Below are 21,683 nucleotides of genomic sequence, written 5' to 3' on the forward strand. Positions count from 1 at the left end.
CACCATGGCTGAATCTGTCGACAACCAGGCTTATCAGGCGCTGGTAGAGCTTTCTCGCCAGGGGCTGGCATCCGCCAAGGGTCTGCCTGCTCAGGTGGATATTACGCCGCATTGGAGCGGTGTTGGCTTTGAATTGCTGGGGCAACGTTTTGTGGCACCCATGGGAGAAGTGGCAGAAATGCTGGAAGTTCCCATTCATGCTCGCATCCCCAATGTCCAGTCCTGGGTTCGGGGCGTGGCCAACGTTCGTGGTCGCCTGTTGCCGCTGTTTGATCTGGCGGCTTTCTTCGGTGACAAGCTCCGGGGCGCCCGGAATACCCGCCGGGTTCTGGTGTTGGAAACCGAGGATCTCTACAGCGGCCTGATCGTCGATCAGGTGTTTGGTATGCAGCATTTTCCTGTGGATTCCTTTGCCTCTGAGGCTGAGGATGTGCCTGAGTCTGTTGCATCGTTTGTTTCAGGCAGCTATCGCCATGCCGGCTCAGAGTGGCGGGTGTTTAGCCCAAGGTTGCTGGAGCAGGATGCTCGTTTTATGGATGTGGCTCAGGCTTAATGGCAGCTGCCAGAGCTACAGACCGCAATAGAATAACTTTAATAATACGCAACGTCGTTCAGGAGCACGTAGCATGAAAAATAACGCCCAGAGCCTTATCTCTACAGTAAGGCAAAACCGTTCCATGACGGTTCTGGTTATAGCCCTGTTGGGTTTTCTGGTGGCCACCGTGGTCAGTGCCGTATGGGTTCAGCGCGATTCGTCGCGGGATCAGCAGGTATTGCAATACACCGCGGATTTGCGGGCTTTGTCCTATCGGCTGACGGCTCTGTCGCGCGATGCGACCTCGGGCAGTGAGGCGGCTTTCTCTGAGTTGGGCAATGTTATTGAGTTGATGGATCAGACCTGGGCGAAAACCCCCAATCTTGATGCTCGCTCACGTGCAGCACTGGCAGAGGAGATCTCCGGTTATGACGGTATTTGGCAGCGGGTAAAGAGTAATGCCAGCACCATTGTTGACAACAAAGGCACCATTATCTTCCTCAACGACGTAGCGACAACCCTGAACGAGTCGCTGCCTGAGCTGCAGGCTGAGCACAATAATATCGTAGAGATTCTGCTGGATAACCGCGCGCCGGCTAATCAGGTGGCGGTTGCTCAAGAGCAGTCCTGGCGTGCTGAGCGTATTGGTCGAAATGTGGATAAAATGCTGCGAGGTGGTGACGATGCTCCTGACGCCGCCGACCAGTTTAACCTCGATGCCAACCTTTTCGGAAAGGTGGTTGTCGCCATGCGGAAAGGCGATTTGGCTATGGGTATTTCCCGAGTCACCGACCGTGACGCGCTTAAATCTCTGGAAGAGATTGATGGTCTGTTTGAGTTTGTGAGTTCTTCTGTCGGTGAAATCTTTGAAGCTTCACCTGCACTGTTTAAAGCGCGTCAGGCATCGATTGCGCTGCTGGATGATGGTCCGCTGCTGCAGGAAGCTCTGAGCAAACTGGCCGATAAAGTTGGTGGCCTGTCCGCAACTCGCCAGCCCAACAATATGACCACTCTGGTATTGGGTGCGTTTGTTATTCTCTGTTTGATTCTGCTTGGTGTGCAGTTGTACTCCGGTACTCGAAGCCGTCTGCAGGAAACCCGTGAAACCAACGACAAAAACCAGAGCGCAATTTTGCGTTTGCTCGACGAACTGGCTGACTTGGCTGACGGTGACTTGACCGCAACTGCAACGGTAACCGAGGATTTCACCGGTGCTATTGCCGACTCCGTTAACTTCACCATTGACCAACTGCGGGTACTGGTATCGCGAATCAATGAAACGGCCGTGAGTGTATCTACGGCGGCACAGGATACCCAGCAGACGGCATTGCATCTGGCCGAAGCTTCCGAGCATCAGGCTCAGGAAATTGCCGGGGCATCAGCCGCGGTAAATGAGATGGCGGTGACCATTGACCAGGTATCGGCCAACGCCTCGGAATCCGCCGCGGTAGCGGAAAGATCGGTATCGATCGCAAACAACGGTTCCAAGGTGGTGCAGAACACCATTCACGGTATGGATACCATTCGTGAACAGATTCAGGATACTTCCAAGCGGATTAAGCGACTGGGTGAATCGTCCCAGGAGATTGGTGATATCGTATCTTTGATTAACGACATTGCCGACCAGACCAACATTCTGGCACTTAACGCGGCCATTCAGGCATCGATGGCGGGTGATGCTGGTCGAGGCTTTGCGGTGGTAGCGGATGAGGTACAGCGCCTTGCGGAACGTTCTGCTGCGGCAACCAAGCAGATTGAGGCGCTGGTTAAAACCATTCAGAACGATACCAACGAGGCGGTAATCTCGATGGAACAAACCACCTCCGAGGTGGTTCGCGGGGCGCGCCTGGCTCAGGATGCGGGTGTTGCTCTGGAAGAAATTGAAGGCGTATCAGCCAGTTTGGCCGACTTGATTCAAAACATTTCAAACGCTGCACGTCAGCAGGCTTCCTCTGCAGGCCACATTTCCAACACGATGAACGTTATTCAGGAAATTACCTCTCAGACTTCGGCGGGTACCAGTGCGACAGCTGGCGCGATTGGTCGTTTGGCTGATATGGCGATGGATCTGCGAGAATCGGTGGCCGGTTTCACCCTGCCCGAAGAGGCGAGTAACGACGAGGAGCCAATCGATCTGGCCGCTGACGACGACCTCAGTGAAGAACTGGATCTTGACGATGTGCTGCTTGATGAAGAGGAGCCAACTGCTTCTCCAGCGTAATAGCGGCAGGCAGCTTGCGGTATGGGGTGGCAGTTACAGTCGGTTCCTGAGCTGGACGATGATCAGTTTGAGCGCTGGTGTGTACTGCTGGAATCCCGCATAGGTATGCAGGTAGCCCCGCACCAGCGAAGTTTTTTGCAAATCCAGATAGCCCGGCGAGTCAGAGAGCTGAAGTTCACCGGTTTTGATGAGTACTTTGATTACATTCAGAAAGGTATTCCCGGGCTTATGGAGTGGCGTCAGCTGATTGATCGGCTGGTGGTTAGAGAGACCAGCTTCTTCAGGGAGCCCGACTCACTGGAATTTGTCTGTTCCGAGCTGCGCCGCCGCATGGCGGAGCGCTCACTCGAGGGTGGTTTTGACGTCTGGAGTTTGGGTTGTGCCACCGGGGAGGAGCCCTATTCGCTGGCGATGGAACTCAACAACTGTTTTGAAGCCAGCGGGCTTGCACCGCAGTTCAGCATCACCGCTTCTGATGTCAGTCAGCAGGCTTTGCAGCAGGCAAAAGAAGCGGTTTACAGCAGCCGCAAACTGGAAAAGATCTCACAGGAGAACATTCAGCGATATTTCAGCGAGATTGAGCCCGGCTTTTGGCAAGTCGATTCTGGCTTGCAGCAGCGAATCTGTTTTACCGCAATCAATCTGTTGGATTTGGCGAAGGTGCCTATGGTGCCCATGGACATTATCTATTGTCAGAATGTCCTGATTTATTTTCGCCGCTGGCGTCGCCGTGAGATTCTGGATGAACTGGTTACCCGCCTGAAGCCCGGTGGGATTTTGGTTATTGGTATGGGAGAGCTGGTGGATTGGTCCAGTTCTCTGGTGACGAGAGTTGCCGACAATCGAGTGCAGGCCTACCTGCGCTGCGAATAATTATAATGAGGGGATGCCTGAATGGCAGATAACCGCAATTATGCAGCCCTTGAATGGGTCATAGGCGAAATCGAAGAAACCTTACAGCAGGCGCAGCAGGCGCTTGAAGCCTATGTTGAAAACCCCGAGGACTCGACGCGAATCCGTTTTTGCCTGACCCATATTCATCAGGTGCACGGCAGCTTGCGGATGGTTGAATTTGCCGGTGCCGCGCTGTTGGCTGAAGAAATGGAAATACTGGCCCAGTCGCTGATGGATCGTAAAGTGGCTCATCAGCGTGATGCACTGGAAGTGTTGATGCGGGCCATTCTGCATTTACCCATCTATCTGGAGCAAACCAAGGTCACCCGTCGGGATGAGCCTACTCTGTTGTTACCGCTGTTAAATGATTTACGCGCGGTGCGTGGTGAACGCCTGTTCTCTGAAACTCGCCTGTTTGCTCCTGACCTGTCGGCAATGAAGGATGTTCAGGGAGCACCTGCCGGTGCGCTGGACAATGAAGTGCAGTTGCAATCGATGCTGCAGAAACTCCGCAAGATGTTTCAATATGCGGCGGCGGCCTATATTCGCGATGCCAACCCCGAAGAAAATATTGGCTACCTCAACAAGGTGTTTTCCCGGGTTGGCTTTCTGGCTCAGGGTACTGCCCGTTATCCACTCTGGGAAATTGTTCAGGAGGTGGGACTGGCGCTGGAAGCGGGATTGTTGGAACCGAGCATTGCGCTGAAATCTTTGTTGCGACGTCTGGATCGGGAGTTGCGGGTTCTGCAGGAAGGCGGAAAGGCGGCTTTTGACAGCCACAATTCCGAAGCATTGACCAAGAATTTTCTTTATTACCTGTGTGGCAGTGATGCTTCTACGGCAAAAACCCAAGAGCTCAGAGAGCGCTATGGCGTGCGCCAGGCCTTGCCGGATGAAGACTTCAGTGCCAATAGTCAGAGCCTGCTCGACCCAGAAACCATGGAAACTGTGGTCGCAGCCCTTAAAGATGAGCTGGAAGTTATCAAACACGCACTGGATATAGGTATTTCCGGCAGTGATCATACCGCCGTTGATGATGCCTTGCCGGTCATGCGCCGGGTGGCCGATACCCTTGAGTTAATCGGCATACCGGATCTGCGTCAACAGGTGCTGACCCAGATTGAGTCCCTTGAGGAATATCAGGAGGGTGGTGAACCGCCGGCCAATTTATTGATGGGAATCGCCAGCGAGATGATTTCCATGGAGCAGCGCCTAACGGCGATGACAGCGGCTGCGTCCAGAGCCGTGATTGGTGGCAGCTCCGCCGACAAAACTGCCCGCATTGAGATTGGCCATGCCCAGGAGACGGTCCTGCGGGAAGCCCGCAACGATCTGGAAAAAGCCAAAGAGGCCATCATTGAGTACATCGCGTCTCAGTGGGATGTTGCCCATCTGATGATGGTGCCGGATCTGCTCAATGAGACCCGCGGTGGTCTGAGCATGATCCCTCTGGCTCGCCCATCCTCAATTTTGTTGAGTTGCAGTAATTACATCAAACGCGAGTTGATTGAATCTGACGGTCCCCCGGATTGGGCACAGCTCGATACCCTGGCTGATGCCATTTCCAGTGTTGAGTACTATCTCGAGCGCTTGGCTGATGACGCCGACGAAGAAGGCGAGAGCCTGATGGCGATTGCTGAAAACAGTGTGGCTTCTCTTGGCTACCCGGTTTCCGGCTACAAGGCCATTGCCTCTACAGATAGCACTGACGAGCACAGTGATGCTGATGCCGAATCGGTTCTGGAAAAGATGGCGGACGTTGAATCTTTCGAAATTGAAGCTCTGCCAGAAGTTGCTGACGATGACGATCCTGGTATCCCTGAGCTTGAAGCTGATATCGAAATTGAAATAGACGCAGAAGAACAATCTGGCTTTCTGGTGGATGCAGAGGCGTTTGATGACGCTCTGGATGATTCAGGAATTGACAGCGAAGTTGTTGAAATTGCCGATGTCGGCGGCCTTTTGACCGAGTCTGAAACCGCTGCAGAAGACAGCGACGATGAACAATTGTCGTCTGACTCAGTGGCAGCCAGCCAGCCCGATGAGATGGGCCAAGCGATTGCGGATGAAGACGAAGATGCCGATGAGGTCGACCCGGAAATTGTTGAGATCTTTGTTGAAGAGGCCGGTGAAGTCCTTGAAGCGATTGACGAGTATTTCCCTCAATGGGCCCGAGATTTTGACGATCGAGATGCTCTGACCGAATTTCGCCGTGCTTTCCATACCCTCAAAGGCAGTGGCCGGATGGTGCAGGCCAACGATATTGGCGAGTTGGCTTGGGCTATTGAAAATATGCTCAATCGGGTTATGGATGGCGGTGTTGAGCCCCACAGTGCTCAGGCCAACCTGATCACCCGAGTCAGGACCCTGTTGCCTGAATTAATTGCTGCCTTTGCCGCAGCAGAAGCGACGCCCCACCTTGACCAGATCAAGCAGCTCAGTGAGTGGGGTGATGCACTGGCTAAGGGTGAGGTGCCTCCTGAATTGGTGCCGGCCAATGAATTGCGCGAAGGTGGTTCGCCATTTGCGAAAGACTCTGAAGCGTCCCTGGCTGACAGTTCCATGGAGCAAGCACAGGATGCTGAAGAAGCATCGGACGAAGACGCCGATGAAGAGCGAGATGCGCTTTGGAGCATCTTCGTGTCTGAGGCAGAGACTCACCTGAATACGGTGGGTGAATTCCTGACGGATATGGACGAAGCGGCTCCGTTGTTTTTACCGCCCAGTGAGAGTTTGCAACGGGCCTTGCACACGCTCAAGGGCAGTGCCCATATGGCGGATGTTGTGCCAGTGGCCGAATTGGCGACTCCGCTGGAGCGCTTCGTCAAAGAGCTACGCACCTATCTGGTCAATATCGACGAAGACATTCTGCAACTGCTCAAGGACGCAGTGGAATACACCGAAGCCGTACTGGAGCAGATTCGCACATCACAACCCATTAATATTCCGAGACTTGAACAGTTTCTGGCCCGCGTTGCCGAGCTGAAAGACCGCTCGGTTGGCCCAATGCTGCGCCAGCGCGAAGAGACAGAAGCCGGCACCAAAACAGTGGATCCCAAGTTACTCTCCATATTCATGGCCGAAGCCATGGATCTGCTGTTGGATGTCGATCAATTATTGGATCACTGGCAATCTCAGCCAGAGGATGTAGAAAAACTGGCTCCATTAATCGAGGAGCTGGAAACACTTGCCAATGGGGCAGAGCAGGCCGGTTTACCGGAGATGGCGCAGATGAGTCGATTGCTGGAGGCGGTCTATCAATCTGCGGGCGATGATGTCCGGCATCTGCAATCAGATGATTTCAGCCTGTTACAGGATACTCACGAAGCCTTGCTTGATCAGGTTAATGCGGTTGCCGCAGGACAAAACTTACAGCCGCTCAATGAACTGGTGATTACCGACCTTCAGGATTTGGCGGAGCGTTTGAGTGAGGCACAGTTGGAATCCTCCGATAGCTCGCCAGTTCAGGAAGGAGAAGAATCGCCGGAGCTTGATTCGGATATCGCCGAAGAGTTTATCAATGTGATTGCCGATTCCGAACTGGAGGCTGATACCAGTACCGTTGAGGATATTGCTGCAGAGCCAGAGCCAGAGCCAGAGCCACAAAATCTGGTTGGGGCAGATGATTTGCCGGACGATATTGATCTGGATATCGTCGAGATCTTTACCGAAGAAGCCGACGAATTGATGGAAGAAATTGAGCAGTTCGTGGGCGATTGGGAGGGCGATTGGGCCCTGAGCGAGCCGCTGACTGAATTGAAGCGGGTGCTGCATACGCTCAAGGGTGGTGCACGTCTTGCCGGTATGATGGGTCTGGGTGATGTGGCTCACAACTTTGAAACCTATCTGATTAACCTCGATGACAACACGGCCGTCAATGATGCTTTCTTTGCCCGGGTGCATCGCTATCAGGATGTTCTGTTAAAGGGCGTGGAGACAGTTAAGTCTCTCTCTGCCGGTAATCGGGTTGATCTCAATGGCGTGCTGACCATTGAAGCCGATACCACCGAGCATGAAGAGGTGGCGGTAAAAGCGGCGACAGTTGAGGTGGTTGATACGCCTGTCCAGCAGCCTCCGGCCGATGAGTCGGGGACGGTTGTACCTTTCAAACCGAAAGACAATGTTCCGGTTGTCAGTGGCACCGATTCTGAGCCCAAAGGTGAGCTGCAATCGCCGGCAGATGCTGCCAAGCAAGCGGCTGTTGCGGGTTCCAATGCCGCTGCGGCGCTGGCGGTAAAACGCAGCGCGCCACAGGAAATAGTCAAAGTATCTGCGGAGCTGCTCGAAGAACTGGTTAATCTCGCGGGTGAAACTTCCATCAGCCGTGGACGAACCGAGGAGCAGCTCAGTGAAATGGGCTTCACTCTTGAGGAAATGGACTCCACTATTCTGCGCTTGCAAGAACAGCTGCGTCGCCTTGATATTGAAACCGAGGCGCAGGTATTGTTCCGTCAGGAACAGATGGCCGAGTCAGAAGATTTTGATCCATTGGAAATGGACCGCTACTCGCAGCTGCAGCAGTTGTCTCGCTCCTTGATCGAATCGGCATCCGACTTGCTCGATTTGAAGACCACGTTGAGCGATAAAACACGCGATACCGAGACATTGTTGCTGCAGCAGTCGCGCATTAACACCGAGCTGCAGGAAGGCCTGATGCGCTCTCGCATGGTACCTTTTTCAAGGCTGGTGCCACGACTGCGTCGGATCGTGCGGCAGGTTTCCAATGAGCTGAACAAAAAAATCAATTTCGAGCTGGCAAACGTCGAGGGTGAGCTGGATCGTACGGTACTGGAACGCATGGTTGCGCCGCTGGAACACATGTTGCGCAATGCCGTAGACCACGGTATCGAATCCCCCGAAGAGCGATTGGCCGCCGGCAAGTCTGAAACCGGTCTGGTGGTTCTGAGCCTTAGCCGCGAGGGCGGCGATGTGGTGCTGCGTTTAATCGATGATGGTCGCGGCGTCAGTATTGACCGCATCCGGGAGAAGGCGATTGAGCGCGGGCTAATGACACCCGACGCCAATCTGAATGACCGGGAAATCATGCAGTTTATTTTGCATGCGGGCTTCTCCACCGCCGAGGCGGTAACCCAGATTTCCGGTCGGGGTGTGGGTCTGGATGTGGTGCACTCTGAAATCAAACAGCTGGGTGGCTCCATGGATATCAATTCCATGGAAGGTCAGGGTTGTGAGTTTACCGTGCGCCTGCCATTTACCGTTTCGGTTAACCGCGCCCTGATGGTTCGGGTGGGTGATGACCGCTTTGCCATTCCGTTGAACAGTATTGAAGGTATTGTGCGCGTTAGCCCCTTCGAGTTGGAGCACTACTACAGTAATCCGGATGCCCGGTTTGAATACGCCGGTGAGCGTTACGAAGTGCGTTACCTGGGCGAGCTGTTGCACTCCGATGCCTATCCCAAGCTGGAAGGCCAGGCGATGCCGCTGCCGGTCGTGTTGGTGCGTTCGCCGCAACACACCGTAGCCATGCAGGTGGATATGCTGATGGGCAGTCGGGAAATCGTGGTGAAAAATATCGGCTCACAATTCAAGCGTGTCTCTGGCCTGTCCGGTGCGACCGTGATGGGTGATGGTAGCGTTGTGATCATTCTCGATCTGCACGCCATGATTCGTCAGGATGCGGCACTGGAGCAGCACTCGGGTAATATCCTGTTGTCGCCTCAGGCCGAAGACCGCGAAGCCATGAAAACCGTCATGGTGGTTGATGATTCTGTGACCGTTCGTAAGGTGACGTCCCGGGTGCTGGAGCGGGAGGGTTACGAGGTCTATACCGCCAAAGACGGTGCCGATGCTCTACTGATGTTGCAGGACCATATTCCCGATGTGATGTTGCTGGATATTGAAATGCCGCGCATGGATGGTTTCGAGGTGGCTAAAAATATTCGCTCCAGCAGTCGCCTGAAAGACATTCCCATTATCATGATTACGTCGCGAACCGGTGACAAGCACAGAGAGCACGCACTGTCTCTGGGTGTGAACATGTATATGGGTAAGCCCTATCAGGAAGAGGTCTTGCTGGAAAACATTCAGACACTGATTGATTCATAGCGGGTTGGTTGTGTCTCATCCTCTGCAGTTGGGGCTGCTGGTAGAAAGTGAGCATCAGGCTCAGGTTCTGCGGTCATTGGTCGATGACAGTGGCCACCATTTGCAAGACTGCCATCTGGCTACCGAGGCTATTGCCAATCCGGGCCTGCTGGAGGCAACAGCGGCGGATGTTTGGCTGGTTAATGTCGCCATCGCAGAGCCACATAACCGGGATCTCGAGGATTGGTTGCTGACACTGGATCAACCCGTGATTGTGAGTGAGCTGCATGAGTCTCTAACCGGTGAGGAACAGGCACTTTGGTTGCGACGCATTCAGGAAAAGTTGCACCAGCTGCAGGGCAGCATCAATTTGGGCAAGCATCCGGAAGGCGCCGCCCCGTTTATCTGGGTTCTGGGCGCCTCTACGGGTGGGCCAGAAGCGGTAAAAGAATTTTTTAAGGCGCTGCCGGCGGAGCTCGGGGTAGGTTTTATCTATGTACAGCACATAGACCCGGGTTACGAGCAGACGCTGGTGGACATTGTGAACAAGCATGGCCACTATCCGGCTTATCCGGTCACTCATGGTGATGTGTTGCCTCCGAATAAAACGGCCATCATCGCCAATAATGATTGGGTGGAGCTGCTTGAAAATGGCACGCTGTGTCTGAAACAGGGGGGCTGGCCCGGCGCCTACAGCCCATCCATTGATCAGGTGTTCGCCAATGTGGCGCGCAGTTATGGCGGCCGCTGTGGAGCCATCGTATTTTCCGGAATGGCCGATGATGGCGCGTCCGGGATTCGCATGATCCACCAGCAGGGTGGAGAGGTGTGGGTGCAATCGCCGGCAACCTGTACCATCTCCTCCATGCCCGACGCTGCACTGGATACCGGAGTGGTCAAGGTAATCGCTTCACCGCAGGGGCTGGCGGCCCGATTAACTGAATTTATGCGAGAAAGAGAGTTAACAACGTGACAAGCAGACCAGCATTGGAAAATTATTTGCCCGCGGATGTACCCAGCCTGATGCTGCCTTTCAGTGACAAGGTGCTGCTGATGCCTACAGTCACCGTGGCAGAGATTGTGGGTTATGCCCGCCCGGAACCCATTGCCGATGCTCCCGACTGGCTGTTGGGCCGGTTTTCCTGGCGCAATCAGCAAGTGCCCATGTTGTCACTGGAGTTGCTCACTGGTCAGGCTCTGCCGGATGCCGGCAGATACAGCCGGGTGGCGGTGCTAAACCACACCGGCATCAGCGATGAACTGCCGTTTATTGCGGTGCCCACCGTGGGGATTCCAAAGCTGGAACGGGTAACAGAAGAGCAGCTCACCATGCAGGAGGATGGTCCGGCCAACAGCTTTGAAAAGGCCAGAGTCAATCTCAACGGTGAGGATCTGGTGATTCCTGAAGTTGCCTCTCTGGAGCAGGCTTACCTCGACTGGCAACGATCCAGCTAAAGCATTCGTTTGGTGTCATCGAGGATGCTCTGCAGGTCTTCGGTGACAATACACAGTAGCCCGCGGCGATCCAGCCGGCGCATTTCAGATGGTAAATGTTGATACATTGGCAGCTCCGCCAGAGGCGGCAGGCTGGGGTTGCGGGTGCGCAGAGTGACACTGTGATACAGGGCCAGATTCACCACTTCGCTCAGGCCCGGTACGCCCTGTTGATAGGGCGTATGATAGTGCCAGTTACCACTGTGGGTCAGCGCCTGATAGTAGTGATCATCAATCTCCCATTTTCTTAGGACAATGGCGCCAAGGGATTTGCTGTACTCACGGCACAGGCGCAGATAAGTGGTTTGTGACGGGATCTCTTCGGCATCGGTCAGGGCCGAGAGAATGGCCAGAGTACCGACTTCCGTCAGCATGCTGGTAACCACCGCCTCTTCGATGGGGCGGTAACCCAGTTTGGTTGCCAGTACCCGGCAAATAGACGCTTTGAACAATTGTCGCTGCCAGGCGCGATCAAACAGTTGCTGTAATTTAGGCCGCTGGAACACAAACAGACTTTTTAAACCGTGCAGTGTGACAATGCGCCCCAGATTCTCCAGTCCAAGCAGTCTGATGGCATCAAACAGGGTTTTGGGCTTTTCTGCCGTCAGATAAACCGGGCTTTGCACTTCCCGCATAATCCAGACGCAGAGGCTGGCATCCTGGGAGATCAGTTCACCCAGTTGCTGATGATTGACGTTTTCGCTGGTCAGGGTGCTGCGGATCTTCAGGGTCAGAGAGGGCAGGCTGGGCAGGTGCTGGGTTTCCTGCATCAATTGTTTGATACAGGTACTGTAGATTGAATAGGTTGCCACTTCGGCCATTTGGGTGCGTCCTTGTTGCATAGTCCCAGTTTAGTCGGTTTTGCGGCATTGGCTTGTTGGTTGCAGCGGGGGGATGGTCAGCTTTTGCTGCTGTTGAGATCCCCCCAAAGGTACTGCAGGACACTGATGGCCGCCAGTGGTGCGGTTTCAGTGCGAAACACCCTGGGCCCCAGAGTCAGGGGCTGAAAGCCCTGTTGTAACGCTGATTCAATTTCCTGCTCACTGAGGCCGCCCTCAGGTCCTATGGCCAGAGCAACCGATGTTGCGGGTGATGCAGAGGCAAGATTTTGATCGCTGCGGTGATGCAAGACAAACCGGGCCTGCTCGGTGAGTGTAGGCAGCCACTTGTCAAAGCGCTGTGGCTGCAACAGCTGGGGTGGTCGGTTGAGTTGGCACTGTTCACAGGCGGAGATGATGATTTGCTGCCAGTGCCCCAGTTTTTTGGCGAGACGGTCGCCCGCCAGTTTGACTTCACTGCGCTCGGTAAACAGGGGAGTAATCTGGCTGACTCCCAGCTCCGTGGCTTTCTGCAGTACCCATTCAAAGCGGTCGCCTTTGGACAGTCCCACACCCAGATGAATGGTCAGAGGAGAACAGCGGTCGGAGGCAGAAAATGACTCAATAGCAACCGTGACCGCTTTTTTGCTGGCACTGATGATCTGACCGGTGAATTCACCGCCTGTGCCATTGAACAGGATCAATGACCGGCCTTCGCCCATGCGCAATACCTTGGTGATATGGTGCGATGGCCCCGCTTCAAGTTCGACCTGTTGGCCTGTCTGGAGGGGGCGTTCGGTATAAATCCTGGGTACGCGCATGGTGCCAGTCAGCTACCGGACAGGCCCAAATTGCGGACAATGGTGGCGGTCGGTTCGGTCTGATTCATGGTGTAGAAATGCAGACCGGGGGCACCGTTGTCCAGCAATACCTCACACAGCTCGGTCACCAGATCCAGGCCAAAGGCCTGCAGGCTGGCGGTGTCGTCACCAAAGCTTTCCAGCCGCTGACGCAACCAGCGGGGAATGTCGGCACCGCAGTTGTCGCTGAAACGCACCAGATTCTTGTAGTTCAGAATCGGCATAATGCCCGGATAGATGGGCTGGGTGATGCCGGCGTTCTGGCACTGATCCATAAAGTAGAAGAAGGCATCTGGGCTGTAGAAATACTGAGTGATGGCGCTGTTGGCGCCCGCATCGAACTTGCCTTTCAGATAGCGGATATCATCGTCGTAGCTTGGCGCTTCGGGATGAATTTCAGGGTAGGCCGCCACTTCCAGCTCAAAGTGATCTCCGAAGTGCTCGCGGATAAAGGCCACCAGCTGGTTGGCGTATACCATCTGGAATGAACCGCCCATACCGGAGGGCATGTCACCGCGTAACGCGACAATGCGTTTAACACCGGCCGCCTGATACTCGCTGATTAATTCTTTGATGGTGTCTTCGGTATCACCACCGAACGACAGGTGCGGTGCGACGTCGATACCTTGGTCACGCAACTCGGTGACAATGCCCTTGGTGTTATCGCGGGTTGAGCCACCGGCACCATAGGTGACGGAGAAAAATTCCGGATTGAGTTCGCTGAGATCTTCGCGAACTTTCAACAGCTTGGTTTTTCCCTCGGGGGTTTTTGGCGGGAAAAATTCAAAGCTGAGTCTTGGAGCGTTCTGGTCGTTGCTCATAGTTGTTATCTCTTATGAGCCTTACCCACGGCCGTGGGTAAGGCGAGTTACTGCTTAATACTTGTAGCTTTCGGGCTTGAAGGGGCCATCAACGTCAACGTTGATGTAGTCGGCTTGAGTCTGGGTCATTCTGGTGATCACGCCACCAAAACCTTCGACCATGTCCTGAGCCACTTCTTCATCCAGCTTCTTGGGCAGTACTTTAACGTAGAGGCTTTCTTTTTTCTCGGCTTCCATCATATCGGCAAACTTGCGCTCATACAGATAGATCTGAGCCAGCACCTGATTGGCAAAGGAACCGTCCATAATACGGGATGGGTGGCCGGTGGCGTTGCCCAGATTCACCAGACGGCCTTCAGACAACAAAATCAGGTGATCATTGACGCTCTTGTTGCGATAGATCTTGTGTACCTGTGGCTTGATCTCATCCCACTCGTAGTTGTCGCGCATAAACTGCGTGTCGATTTCGTTATCAAAGTGACCGATGTTGCAGACCACTGCGCCGTTTTTCAAGGTTTTCAGCATGGCGGCATCACAGACATTGACGTTACCGGTGGTGGTTACCAGCAGATCGGTGGTGCCCAGTACTTCGGTGTTGATGTCCGCTACTTCGCCGGTGTTGATGCCATTGTTGTAGGGGGAAACCACTTCAAAGCCGTCCATGCAGGCTTGCATGGCGCAGATGGGATCAATCTCGGTTACTTTTACGATCATGCCTTCCTGACGCAGGGAGGCGGCAGAGCCTTTACCCACATCGCCATAGCCAATAACCAGCGCTTTTTTGCCGGACAACAGGTGGTCAGTGCCGCGCTTGATGGCGTCATTGAGGGAGTGACGGCAGCCGTATTTGTTGTCGTTCTTGGATTTTGTGACCGAATCGTTAACGTTGATGGCCGGCACTTTCAGTTCGCCTTTTTCCATCATTTCCAGCAGGCGATGGACACCGGTGGTGGTCTCTTCAGAGATGCCGTGAATCTTGTCCAGCATAGCCGGATACTTGCTGTGAGCCATTTCGGTGAGGTCGCCACCGTCGTCCAGAATCATGTTGGCATCCCAGACTTCGCTGCCGTCTTTTTCCGACAGGATGGTTTGCTCGATGCACCACAGGAATTCTTCTTCGGTTTCACCTTTCCAGGCAAACACGGGGATACCGGCGGCGGCAATGGCGGCGGCAGCGTGGTCCTGGGTAGAGAAGATGTTGCACGAAGACCAACGCACTTCAGCGCCAAGGTCTACCAGGGTTTCAATCAGCACAGCGGTCTGAATGGTCATGTGGATACAACCCATGATCTTGGCGCCAGCCAGAGGTTGTGCATCCTTGTACTTGCGGCGCAGAGCCATCAGTGCCGGCATTTCGCCTTCGGCGATATCAATTTCTTTACGGCCCCAGTCGGCCAGGCTGATGTCAGCCACTTTGTAATCGGTAAAATTGGTCATTGTCGACTCCAAAAATATAAATTAATCAGACGGTAGAGTTAGGCAATAGCCGTTTTCAACTCATCCACCTTGTCAGTCTTTTCCCAGGTGAAGGCGGTGAAGGTCTCGGATTTTTCCTCACCGTTTTCAGTCCAGGTGTAAGTGTGTTCAAACGGCTCGCGGCCAAAGTGACCGTAGGCTGCCGTCAGTTGATACATGGGATGCTCCAGATCCAATACGCGGGTAATGGCGTAAGGGCGCAAATCAAATACCTTGCGAATGGCTTCGATGAGCTTAACGTCACTTACGGTGCCGGTGCCAAAGGTGTTTACCGAGATGGAGGTTGGCTCTGCCACGCCAATGGCGTAGGACACTTGCACTTCACAGCGGTCTGCCAGACCGGCGGCTACCACGTTCTTGGCAACATAGCGGCCGGCGTAGGCGGCTGAGCGATCCACCTTGGAGGGGTCTTTTCCGGAGAAGGCGCCACCACCGTGACGGGCCATGCCGCCGTAGGTGTCGACAATGATTTTACGTCCGGTGACACCGGCGTCGCCCACCGGGCCGCCGATGACAAAATTGCCGGTTGGATTGATGTGGTACTGGGTGCCTTCATGCAGCAGCTCGGCGGGCAGTACCTGGGTAATGATGTTGTCCATGACCGCGGCTTTCAGGTCTTCCTGACTGATTTCAGGGTTGTGCTGGGTGGACAGGACCACGGCATCGATGGCCACTGGCTTGCCATCTTCATAACGCAGAGTGACCTGACTCTTGGCGTCCGGGCGCAACCATGGCAGCACCTTGTCCTTGCGCAGTTGCGCCTGACGCTCAACCAGACGGTGTGAGTAGTACACCGGTGCCGGCATCAGGGACGGCGTTTCGTTGGTGGCATAGCCAAACATCAGGCCCTGATCGCCCGCGCCCTGATCTTCGGGCTTGGTGCGGTCCACGCCCTGATTGATATCAACCGACTGCTTGCCGATGGCGTTGAGTACCGCACAGGTGGCGCCGTCGTAGCCCACATCGCTGCTGTCGTAACCAATGTCGGTAATGACATCGCGAATGATATCTTCCAGATCCACATAACAGGAGGTAGTGACCTCGCCGGCAACAATGGCCATGCCGGTTTTTACCAGTGTTTCCACAGCGACACGGGCGTGTTTGTCGCGGGCAATGATGGCGTCGAGAACCGCATCGGAAATCTGGTCGGCCATTTTGTCCGGGTGGCCTTCAGAGACGGACTCTGAGGTAAATACGGAATATTCAGACATGCTTGTTTGCTCCTGTTTACAAAGCTTATCCGCCAAAGGTCAGTGGGCGGGCTTAAAAAATTGTCGAAATTGGATTTGAAAGCCATTGCGCAGGGCAATGTACTGGCTTTCCCCTTCAGTCAGGCCCGCCTGACGGGCCCAGTTACTTAAATCATCGGGATCAAGTCCCAGCCACAGATCTCCGCAGGCCTCTTTGGCCCACTGCTGATCGTGGTGACACAGGTCGGTCATCACCACGGCGCCGCCAGGGTTCAACAAGGTACTGGCGTCCAGCAGGATGCTGGCCGGGGATGGTGTGTGATGCAGCACCATGTTCAGCACGATGCAGTCGACCTTGAGATGCTGTTCGGTCGCAGCCCGGGTGTCACCGTGAATAAATTCAATGTTCTGGAGTTGCTCTTTGTGGCAGAAGTTTTTGGCCTGCTGCAGCATCGAGGCTGAATTATCCAGTGCAATAACCTGCTCAAACCGATTGCTCAGTGGCTTTAAAAATTGCCCTTCCCCGGGGCCTATTTCCAGAGCGGCTTGGCGCGCTGACAGTGGTGTGGAATCCAGCATCTCCAAGGCGGCTTCAGCGTAGGCCGGGTAGCTGGCAATCAGGTCTTGCTGTTCACGGAATTTCTCGGCGTTATTGGCAAAAAAATCACGGGACGCCTGGGCCCGTTCTTCCTGAATTTTGCCAAGGCCGATCTGGTTGTCCGCACTCAGCGGTTGTAGGTCAACACTGTCAAACAGGGCTTTGATGAGCTCCTGGTGTTGAAACTGCGGCAGGGCACGACGGTAAAAAATCGAGTTGCCTTCTCGCCGGCTGACTACCAGATTGGCGTTGGCCAGCACTTTGAGGTGGTGACTCATGCCCGATTGTTTGACGTCAAAGATGCGGCTTAACTCCATTACGCCCAGCGAGTCGCGACCCAGCAGGCGCAAGATATCCAGACGCAAAGGGTCGCCGGCCGCTTTTAACAGGGCCGCCAACTCAAGATTGGTCGCTTGCTGAGCCTCAATGGGCAGGGGAGTTGATGATGACATGGCTGCCAGTCTAGCAGCACATTTAACCTATATCAAAATATTTTGATATAGGTTTATCTGGAGGCGCCGATTGGTTTCTAGCGATGCTGGGTTATGGAGTGGGCTACCACGCCTTCAATCCGCAGGTCAGCCCAGTCCTGCAGCGGCAGGTCCTCGAGGTCCTCATCGTCACTGGTGAGCAGGCTGTTGCGTAAATCCAGACGGCGACAGATCAATTCACCTTCCAGAGCGGCAACGACTATGTCACCGTGTTGCGGCGACAGGCTGCAATCAACAATCAACAGGTCGCCGTCGAGAATGCCCTGTTTATACAGAGCGTTACCGCTGGCGCGGCTGATAAAAGATTTATCCGGTTGGCGCAGCAGTTGTTGGTTAAGATCCATGCCGGGGGCTTTGTCATCACCGCCCGTGTCATAATCTGAGCCCCCACTGTGAAGAATCAGGGGAAGTTCGAATTGGCTGGTTATTTCGGCAGGGAAGGTTTCGGTAAGAATCATAACAATCACCAGAACTGTATTTATATACAGTATATGGGTAACAGCAGTTATTGCCAACAGGTGCTGGCGCTATGAGTGGATCAAGAGGGCGGTTAACGATTTGGCTGGCGAGCGCGATGCTGGCCGTTATGGGCGGGGCATTGTGGGTCTGGTTGGGTGTGCCGGTTTACCCTGATGTCCAAACCGCTGACAGTGATTGCCGCGCCGAAGTCTCAAGGGATACTGATAAGCACGGCTTCAAGGTCATGAGCTTTAATGTGCAGTTTATGGCGGGTAAGGATTATGTGTTTTTCTTTGACATGGACGGCGGCCCTGACGTTCGCCCCAGTGAGCAATCGATTGATCTGACGCTGGATCGGGTCGCGGCTCTGATTCGCGATGAAAATCCGGATGCGGTGTTGTTGCAGGAAGTGAATGACGGCAATGATGTGAGGACACACTATCGCGATCAGATCAAGGCTTTGCAACAGCGTTTGGGTGATGCGGCGTTCCCCTGTGTGGCGTCTGCGTATTACTGGCAGGCGGACTATATACCGCATCCTAAAATCAACGGGCCGGTGGGTATGCAGCTGGTAACCTTGTCCCGTCACCCGATTGTATCGGCGGATCGCTATCAGCTGCCGCGGATGCCGATGGATCCGGTGTCACAACACTTTTATTTTCAGCGCGCATTGTTGGAAGCCCGCATTGAGTATCAGGGCAAAACCGTGGCGCTGCTCAATACCCACTTTGACGCCTGGGCTGATGGCACTGGAGTGTTGCGGCAACAATTGGCGGTGGTCCAAGCCCGTGTAAAAGAGCTTGAGCAGCATAATATCCCTTGGGTGGCAGGTGGTGACTTTAATATGCTGCCCCCCGATGGCGGGCTGCAGTTGGCTTCGATTGAGCAGGCGGGCACTGGTTCGTTTGAGCAGCCAACGGCCATCAAGCCATTGTATGACCGTTATGGCGCAATCCCGTCACTGGAGGATCTGCGCTCGGCTCGGGTGGCGAATTGGTATACCCACTTCCCCAACGATACTCGGGTGACCGGGCCGGACCGCACCATCGATTATTTGTTTTACAGCAGCGACTGGCAGCTTCTGCACAGCCATGTGCGCCAGCGCGATACTCTGGAGGTGTCCGATCACTTGCCCGTGGTCGGTGTGTTTTCCATGGGCGCTGTCGAGCCGTAGAGCGCTTCAGTGCCATAGGCCAGTTCCAGCGATCTACGCTCGCTTTTTTTCAGGCCTTTGACCACCAGTGCGTAGGAGTGATCAATCATTTGCCGGAGGTCATATTCCGGCACCGATCCGTCGAGCATGACGGTATTCCAGTGCTTCTTGTTCATGTGATAACCGGGTTTTACTGCATCAAAGAAAAACCGCAGGGTCAGGGCCTGCTCCGGGTCACATTTCAAGTTCATGCGGGCAATCTCGGCATTGGCTTTGCCCTTGCTGCCATAGCTGAGCAGGCCAAACATCTTGCCCCGGATTTTGAACACCGGTACATCCGGGTAGAACGGAAAGTCTTCGGTGGCTTCGGGCTTGCTGAGAAAATAGCGATGGGCTTGCTCGAAGTTCATAACGATTACTCCGGAAAGATCAGCTGGTTGTCTGTGGCAATAGCGTCCAGTGGTATGTCCCAGTCAGCCAGTTCCAGATGGGGAACCTGTTGGCATTGATGTGCCAGACCGATCAGGCGTGGTTTGTGACAAGCGGGATTCTGGCGGAAGGCAAAGGTGCGGTCGTAAAAACCACCGCCCATACCCATGCGACCACCCCTGGCATCAAAACCGACCAGAGGCATTAATACCAGATCCAGATATTTTGGTTTGTGCTGATGCTGCTGCCGAACGCAGGGCTCGGGAATGCCAAAACGGTTATCCTGCAAGCGGGTGTCGTTGTCGAAGGGCAGGAACTGCAGAATGTGGCGGCCGTCGGGATAGAGGACCGGCAGATAACACTTTTTGCCCATGGTCAGGGCAGTTTGCATCAGCGGCCGCGGATCTATTTCGCCGTCGTTGGGCAGATAGATGGCTATGTGTCTGGCGCGCAGGAAGAAAAGCTGATTACGCAGTTGGCGACAGAGGCTCTGGGCAGCGATTTGCTGCTGTTTACCGGTCAGGGCGCGGCGGCGCTGACGCAATTCCTGTCTGAGCTTTTGGCGATCATCCATGCCGAGTTGCCATTATGGGTGCCATCCGATTGGGATTATTAGGCCCCGAGAGTGCCGCTGCCAACTTGGCCTTGAACCGTAGGGTTCAAGGTGGGAGCACCTGCAATGCCGAAGGCTTTCCGTCATGCGGACATGCACACTGGCACTGGCGAGACACACCCGGGATAAAAATTATCGGCTCGAGGACTTGTCGGCTGGCCAACACTTCAGGGTTGTCGTCATTATAACGCGGCTGCGGTGAACCTGAGTAGACTTGTAATCTGTGAAAAAGGGTGATTTGAGGTGGGGCAGGGTGTTTGCCTGTCAGTCCAACTGATCCAGTGCCTGAGTGATACGCTGGCTCAGGCTTTCAAGTCGATCCTCATCCAGCGTAGATTTGGTCGCTTGCTCGGAGGCCTGCTGCAGCTCGTAGCTGAGATTCAGCGCCGCCATCACGGCAATGCGCTCAAGCCCGATCACTGTGCCGGAGCTTTTGATAACTCGCATGCGGTCATCCAGATTCTGGGCGGCCTGACGCAGGGCCTCGCGCTCCTCGGGGGGGCAGGCGATCTGGTATTCCTTGTCGAGAATTTTGACAAAAACCGTGTCGTTGCTCATCAGTCAGTTTCCAGGCTTTTCAGACGGGTGATCATGGCTTCCACGCGGTTGCGGGCCAATTCGTTTTTCTCAACCAGACGGGTGCGCTCCTGTTGCCACTCGGTTTCTTTTGCGCGGTAGGCCTGATTTTCTTCCTGCAAGCGGTTGCACCGTGTCAGAAGCTGTTCGAGCTTGCTTTCCAGGGTCTGTAGCAATTGATCTGTCATGGGGAAGTGCACCGGCGGTCTGGGATATCCACATAACTATAAGATTCAGTGAATATCCGGTCAATGAATGTTGAAGTAAATTCTAGCTTTTGTTGGCTAACAATGCGTAATTATAGAAGAAAATTATTTTCCAGCAGGGATGTCGCTTGCGAAAGACGCAATCGTGGTAGGATGGCGGCCTCTGTAGCGAGAAGAAAATTATGAGTTCTGTCGAATCCCTGATCAGTTTTGAATACCTAAATCATTTGTTGGTGCCGGTGGGTGCGCTCAACAGCCCCGCTGAATTGCATGGCATGCTCACGGGCAAGTTGTGTGGTGGTTTACGCCTCGATTCCGAGGAATGGTTGGCTCAGGCGCTGGAGTTTCTGGATGTGATTACCAATGAAGAACACGGCGTTGAAAGCGACCCGGAGGGTAAAACACAGGCCGAACTGGCTCGACTCTATCATGTTACTCTGGCGCAACTGCAGGATCAGGGTTACAGCTTTCAACTGTTGTTACCTGACGATGATGCCAGTCTTGAAGACCGTGCCCGGGCGCTGGGTGAGTGGTGCCATGGTTTTCTGACCGGCTTTGGCAGTGCCGGGATTGATCCCAATGCCAAGTTTTCCGAGGATGCGGCCGATGCATTGCGTGATATGGCTGCGATTGTCAGTATTGGTGACGGTGCTGATGAGGAGGCCGAGGAGGCTGAGGCCAATCTGATGGAGATTGCGGAATATGTGCGCATGGCCGTGCTGACCTTATTCACCGACTTCGGTGGCGAAGAGGAGAATCAGGAGCAGACTCCCACGGTTCATTAACCACGGCTTTCCGTCCCAT

The 21,683-nt window shown here is 54.3% G+C and carries 19 protein-coding genes and 1 other RNA gene; 8 read left to right on the forward strand and 12 right to left on the reverse strand.

Annotated features, from left to right (window positions below; genetic code table 11):
- Positions 1 to 4: 4 nt before the first annotated feature.
- From ACPXV9_RS09450 to ACPXV9_RS09475, 6 genes are all read left to right on the forward strand, one after another.
- Positions 5 to 553, forward strand: a complete 549-nt coding sequence (locus tag ACPXV9_RS09450) for a chemotaxis protein CheW (RefSeq protein WP_423896210.1) — start codon at positions 5 to 7, stop codon at positions 551 to 553.
- Between the two features lie 73 nt (positions 554 to 626).
- Positions 627 to 2,756 (forward strand): methyl-accepting chemotaxis protein, encoded by a 2,130-nt coding sequence (locus tag ACPXV9_RS09455; protein WP_423896211.1) that lies wholly within the window; start codon positions 627 to 629, stop codon positions 2,754 to 2,756.
- Between the two features lie 21 nt (positions 2,757 to 2,777).
- Positions 2,778 to 3,629 (forward strand): CheR family methyltransferase, encoded by an 852-nt coding sequence (locus tag ACPXV9_RS09460; protein ID WP_423896213.1) that lies wholly within the window; start codon positions 2,778 to 2,780, stop codon positions 3,627 to 3,629.
- A gap of 21 nt (positions 3,630 to 3,650) precedes the next feature.
- Entirely contained in the window at positions 3,651 to 9,716 is a 6,066-nt protein-coding gene (locus ACPXV9_RS09465; RefSeq protein WP_423896215.1) for an Hpt domain-containing protein, read from the forward strand.
- A gap of 10 nt (positions 9,717 to 9,726) precedes the next feature.
- Positions 9,727 to 10,668, forward strand: a complete 942-nt coding sequence (locus tag ACPXV9_RS09470) for a chemotaxis protein CheB (RefSeq protein ID WP_423896217.1) — start codon at positions 9,727 to 9,729, stop codon at positions 10,666 to 10,668.
- On the forward strand, positions 10,665 to 11,150 hold the full coding sequence (locus ACPXV9_RS09475; protein WP_423896218.1) for a chemotaxis protein CheW: 486 nt from the start codon (positions 10,665 to 10,667) through the stop codon (positions 11,148 to 11,150). Before ACPXV9_RS09470 ends, ACPXV9_RS09475 begins: the two co-directional genes overlap by 4 nt.
- Here ACPXV9_RS09475 and ACPXV9_RS09480 read toward each other — a convergent pair.
- The 7 genes from ACPXV9_RS09480 to ACPXV9_RS09510 all read right to left on the reverse strand — a co-directional run bounded on the left by ACPXV9_RS09480 (position 11,147) and on the right by ACPXV9_RS09510 (position 17,901).
- Positions 11,147 to 12,010 (reverse strand): HDOD domain-containing protein, encoded by an 864-nt coding sequence (locus ACPXV9_RS09480; protein ID WP_423896220.1) that lies wholly within the window; start codon positions 12,008 to 12,010, stop codon positions 11,147 to 11,149. The two genes, ACPXV9_RS09475 and ACPXV9_RS09480, sit on opposite strands and share 4 nt — an antisense overlap.
- Positions 12,011 to 12,087: 77 nt before the next feature.
- Positions 12,088 to 12,828: a 16S rRNA (uracil(1498)-N(3))-methyltransferase gene (locus ACPXV9_RS09485; protein WP_423896222.1), complete on the reverse strand. Its 741-nt coding sequence runs from the start codon at positions 12,826 to 12,828 to the stop codon at positions 12,088 to 12,090.
- A gap of 8 nt (positions 12,829 to 12,836) precedes the next feature.
- On the reverse strand, positions 12,837 to 13,688 hold the full coding sequence (gene metF, locus ACPXV9_RS09490) for a methylenetetrahydrofolate reductase [NAD(P)H] (protein WP_423896224.1): 852 nt from the start codon (positions 13,686 to 13,688) through the stop codon (positions 12,837 to 12,839).
- 54 nt (positions 13,689 to 13,742) lie between these two features.
- Complete coding sequence (gene ahcY / locus ACPXV9_RS09495) at positions 13,743 to 15,125, reverse strand: adenosylhomocysteinase (RefSeq protein WP_423896226.1); 1,383 nt, start codon at positions 15,123 to 15,125, stop codon at positions 13,743 to 13,745.
- Between the two features lie 38 nt (positions 15,126 to 15,163).
- Positions 15,164 to 16,375, reverse strand: coding sequence for a methionine adenosyltransferase (metK, locus tag ACPXV9_RS09500; RefSeq protein WP_423896228.1), 1,212 nt, complete (start codon positions 16,373 to 16,375; stop codon positions 15,164 to 15,166).
- A 39-nt stretch (positions 16,376 to 16,414) separates the two neighbouring features.
- The gene (locus tag ACPXV9_RS09505; protein WP_423896230.1) at positions 16,415 to 17,404 is read right to left on the reverse strand and encodes a metalloregulator ArsR/SmtB family transcription factor; all 990 of its coding nucleotides are present in this window, start codon (positions 17,402 to 17,404) and stop codon (positions 16,415 to 16,417) included.
- Positions 17,405 to 17,481: 77 nt separating this feature from the next.
- Complete coding sequence (locus tag ACPXV9_RS09510) at positions 17,482 to 17,901, reverse strand: LexA family protein (protein WP_423896231.1); 420 nt, start codon at positions 17,899 to 17,901, stop codon at positions 17,482 to 17,484.
- Between the two features lie 71 nt (positions 17,902 to 17,972).
- Here ACPXV9_RS09510 and ACPXV9_RS09515 point away from each other — a divergent pair, with 71 nt between their 5' ends.
- Entirely contained in the window at positions 17,973 to 19,076 is a 1,104-nt protein-coding gene (locus ACPXV9_RS09515; protein ID WP_423896233.1) for an endonuclease/exonuclease/phosphatase family protein, read from the forward strand.
- On the opposite strand, the gene ACPXV9_RS09520 is transcribed toward ACPXV9_RS09515, so the two are convergent.
- From ACPXV9_RS09520 to ACPXV9_RS09540, 5 genes are all read right to left on the reverse strand, one after another.
- The gene (locus ACPXV9_RS09520; RefSeq protein ID WP_423896235.1) at positions 19,028 to 19,465 is read right to left on the reverse strand and encodes an MmcQ/YjbR family DNA-binding protein; all 438 of its coding nucleotides are present in this window, start codon (positions 19,463 to 19,465) and stop codon (positions 19,028 to 19,030) included. The two genes, ACPXV9_RS09515 and ACPXV9_RS09520, sit on opposite strands and share 49 nt — an antisense overlap.
- Positions 19,466 to 19,470: 5 nt before the next feature.
- Complete coding sequence (locus tag ACPXV9_RS09525) at positions 19,471 to 20,058, reverse strand: 5-formyltetrahydrofolate cyclo-ligase (RefSeq protein ID WP_423896237.1); 588 nt, start codon at positions 20,056 to 20,058, stop codon at positions 19,471 to 19,473.
- 38 nt (positions 20,059 to 20,096) lie between these two features.
- A non-coding RNA gene (gene ssrS, locus ACPXV9_RS09530) (6S RNA) lies at positions 20,097 to 20,274 on the reverse strand.
- 87 nt (positions 20,275 to 20,361) lie between these two features.
- Complete coding sequence (locus tag ACPXV9_RS09535) at positions 20,362 to 20,655, reverse strand: cell division protein ZapA (RefSeq protein WP_423896239.1); 294 nt, start codon at positions 20,653 to 20,655, stop codon at positions 20,362 to 20,364.
- A complete protein-coding gene (locus ACPXV9_RS09540; protein WP_423896240.1) occupies positions 20,655 to 20,861 on the reverse strand; it encodes a TIGR02449 family protein in 207 nt (68 codons plus the stop codon). The genes ACPXV9_RS09535 and ACPXV9_RS09540 overlap by 1 nt, the downstream gene beginning before the upstream one ends.
- Before the next feature lie 200 nt (positions 20,862 to 21,061).
- Between ACPXV9_RS09540 and ACPXV9_RS09545 the strand changes: the two genes are divergently transcribed.
- On the forward strand, positions 21,062 to 21,664 hold the full coding sequence (locus ACPXV9_RS09545; RefSeq protein WP_423896242.1) for a UPF0149 family protein: 603 nt from the start codon (positions 21,062 to 21,064) through the stop codon (positions 21,662 to 21,664).
- The last annotated feature ends 19 nt before the right edge of the window (positions 21,665 to 21,683 follow it).

It is taken from the genome of Candidatus Pelagadaptatus aseana, assembly GCF_040362265.1.
Taxonomy (GTDB): Bacteria; Pseudomonadota; Gammaproteobacteria; order Pseudomonadales; family Cellvibrionaceae; genus Pelagadaptatus; species Pelagadaptatus aseana.

Coding starts and splice junctions, on each gene's coding strand:
- ACPXV9_RS09450 (WP_423896210.1), top strand. CDS start 5: ATGGCTGAATCTGTCGACAACCAGGCTTATCAGGCGCTGGTAGAGCTT.
- ACPXV9_RS09455 (WP_423896211.1), top strand. CDS start 627: ATGAAAAATAACGCCCAGAGCCTTATCTCTACAGTAAGGCAAAACCGT.
- ACPXV9_RS09460 (WP_423896213.1), top strand. CDS start 2,778: ATGGGGTGGCAGTTACAGTCGGTTCCTGAGCTGGACGATGATCAGTTT.
- ACPXV9_RS09465 (WP_423896215.1), top strand. CDS start 3,651: ATGGCAGATAACCGCAATTATGCAGCCCTTGAATGGGTCATAGGCGAA.
- ACPXV9_RS09480 (WP_423896220.1), bottom strand. CDS start 12,010: ATGGCCGAAGTGGCAACCTATTCAATCTACAGTACCTGTATCAAACAA.
- ACPXV9_RS09485 (WP_423896222.1), bottom strand. CDS start 12,828: ATGCGCGTACCCAGGATTTATACCGAACGCCCCCTCCAGACAGGCCAA.
- metF (WP_423896224.1), bottom strand. CDS start 13,688: ATGAGCAACGACCAGAACGCTCCAAGACTCAGCTTTGAATTTTTCCCG.
- ahcY (WP_423896226.1), bottom strand. CDS start 15,125: ATGACCAATTTTACCGATTACAAAGTGGCTGACATCAGCCTGGCCGAC.
- metK (WP_423896228.1), bottom strand. CDS start 16,375: ATGTCTGAATATTCCGTATTTACCTCAGAGTCCGTCTCTGAAGGCCAC.
- ACPXV9_RS09505 (WP_423896230.1), bottom strand. CDS start 17,404: ATGTCATCATCAACTCCCCTGCCCATTGAGGCTCAGCAAGCGACCAAT.
- ACPXV9_RS09510 (WP_423896231.1), bottom strand. CDS start 17,901: ATGATTCTTACCGAAACCTTCCCTGCCGAAATAACCAGCCAATTCGAA.
- ACPXV9_RS09515 (WP_423896233.1), top strand. CDS start 17,973: ATGAGTGGATCAAGAGGGCGGTTAACGATTTGGCTGGCGAGCGCGATG.
- ACPXV9_RS09520 (WP_423896235.1), bottom strand. CDS start 19,465: ATGAACTTCGAGCAAGCCCATCGCTATTTTCTCAGCAAGCCCGAAGCC.
- ACPXV9_RS09525 (WP_423896237.1), bottom strand. CDS start 20,058: ATGGATGATCGCCAAAAGCTCAGACAGGAATTGCGTCAGCGCCGCCGC.
- ACPXV9_RS09535 (WP_423896239.1), bottom strand. CDS start 20,655: ATGAGCAACGACACGGTTTTTGTCAAAATTCTCGACAAGGAATACCAG.
- ACPXV9_RS09540 (WP_423896240.1), bottom strand. CDS start 20,861: ATGACAGATCAATTGCTACAGACCCTGGAAAGCAAGCTCGAACAGCTT.
- ACPXV9_RS09545 (WP_423896242.1), top strand. CDS start 21,062: ATGAGTTCTGTCGAATCCCTGATCAGTTTTGAATACCTAAATCATTTG.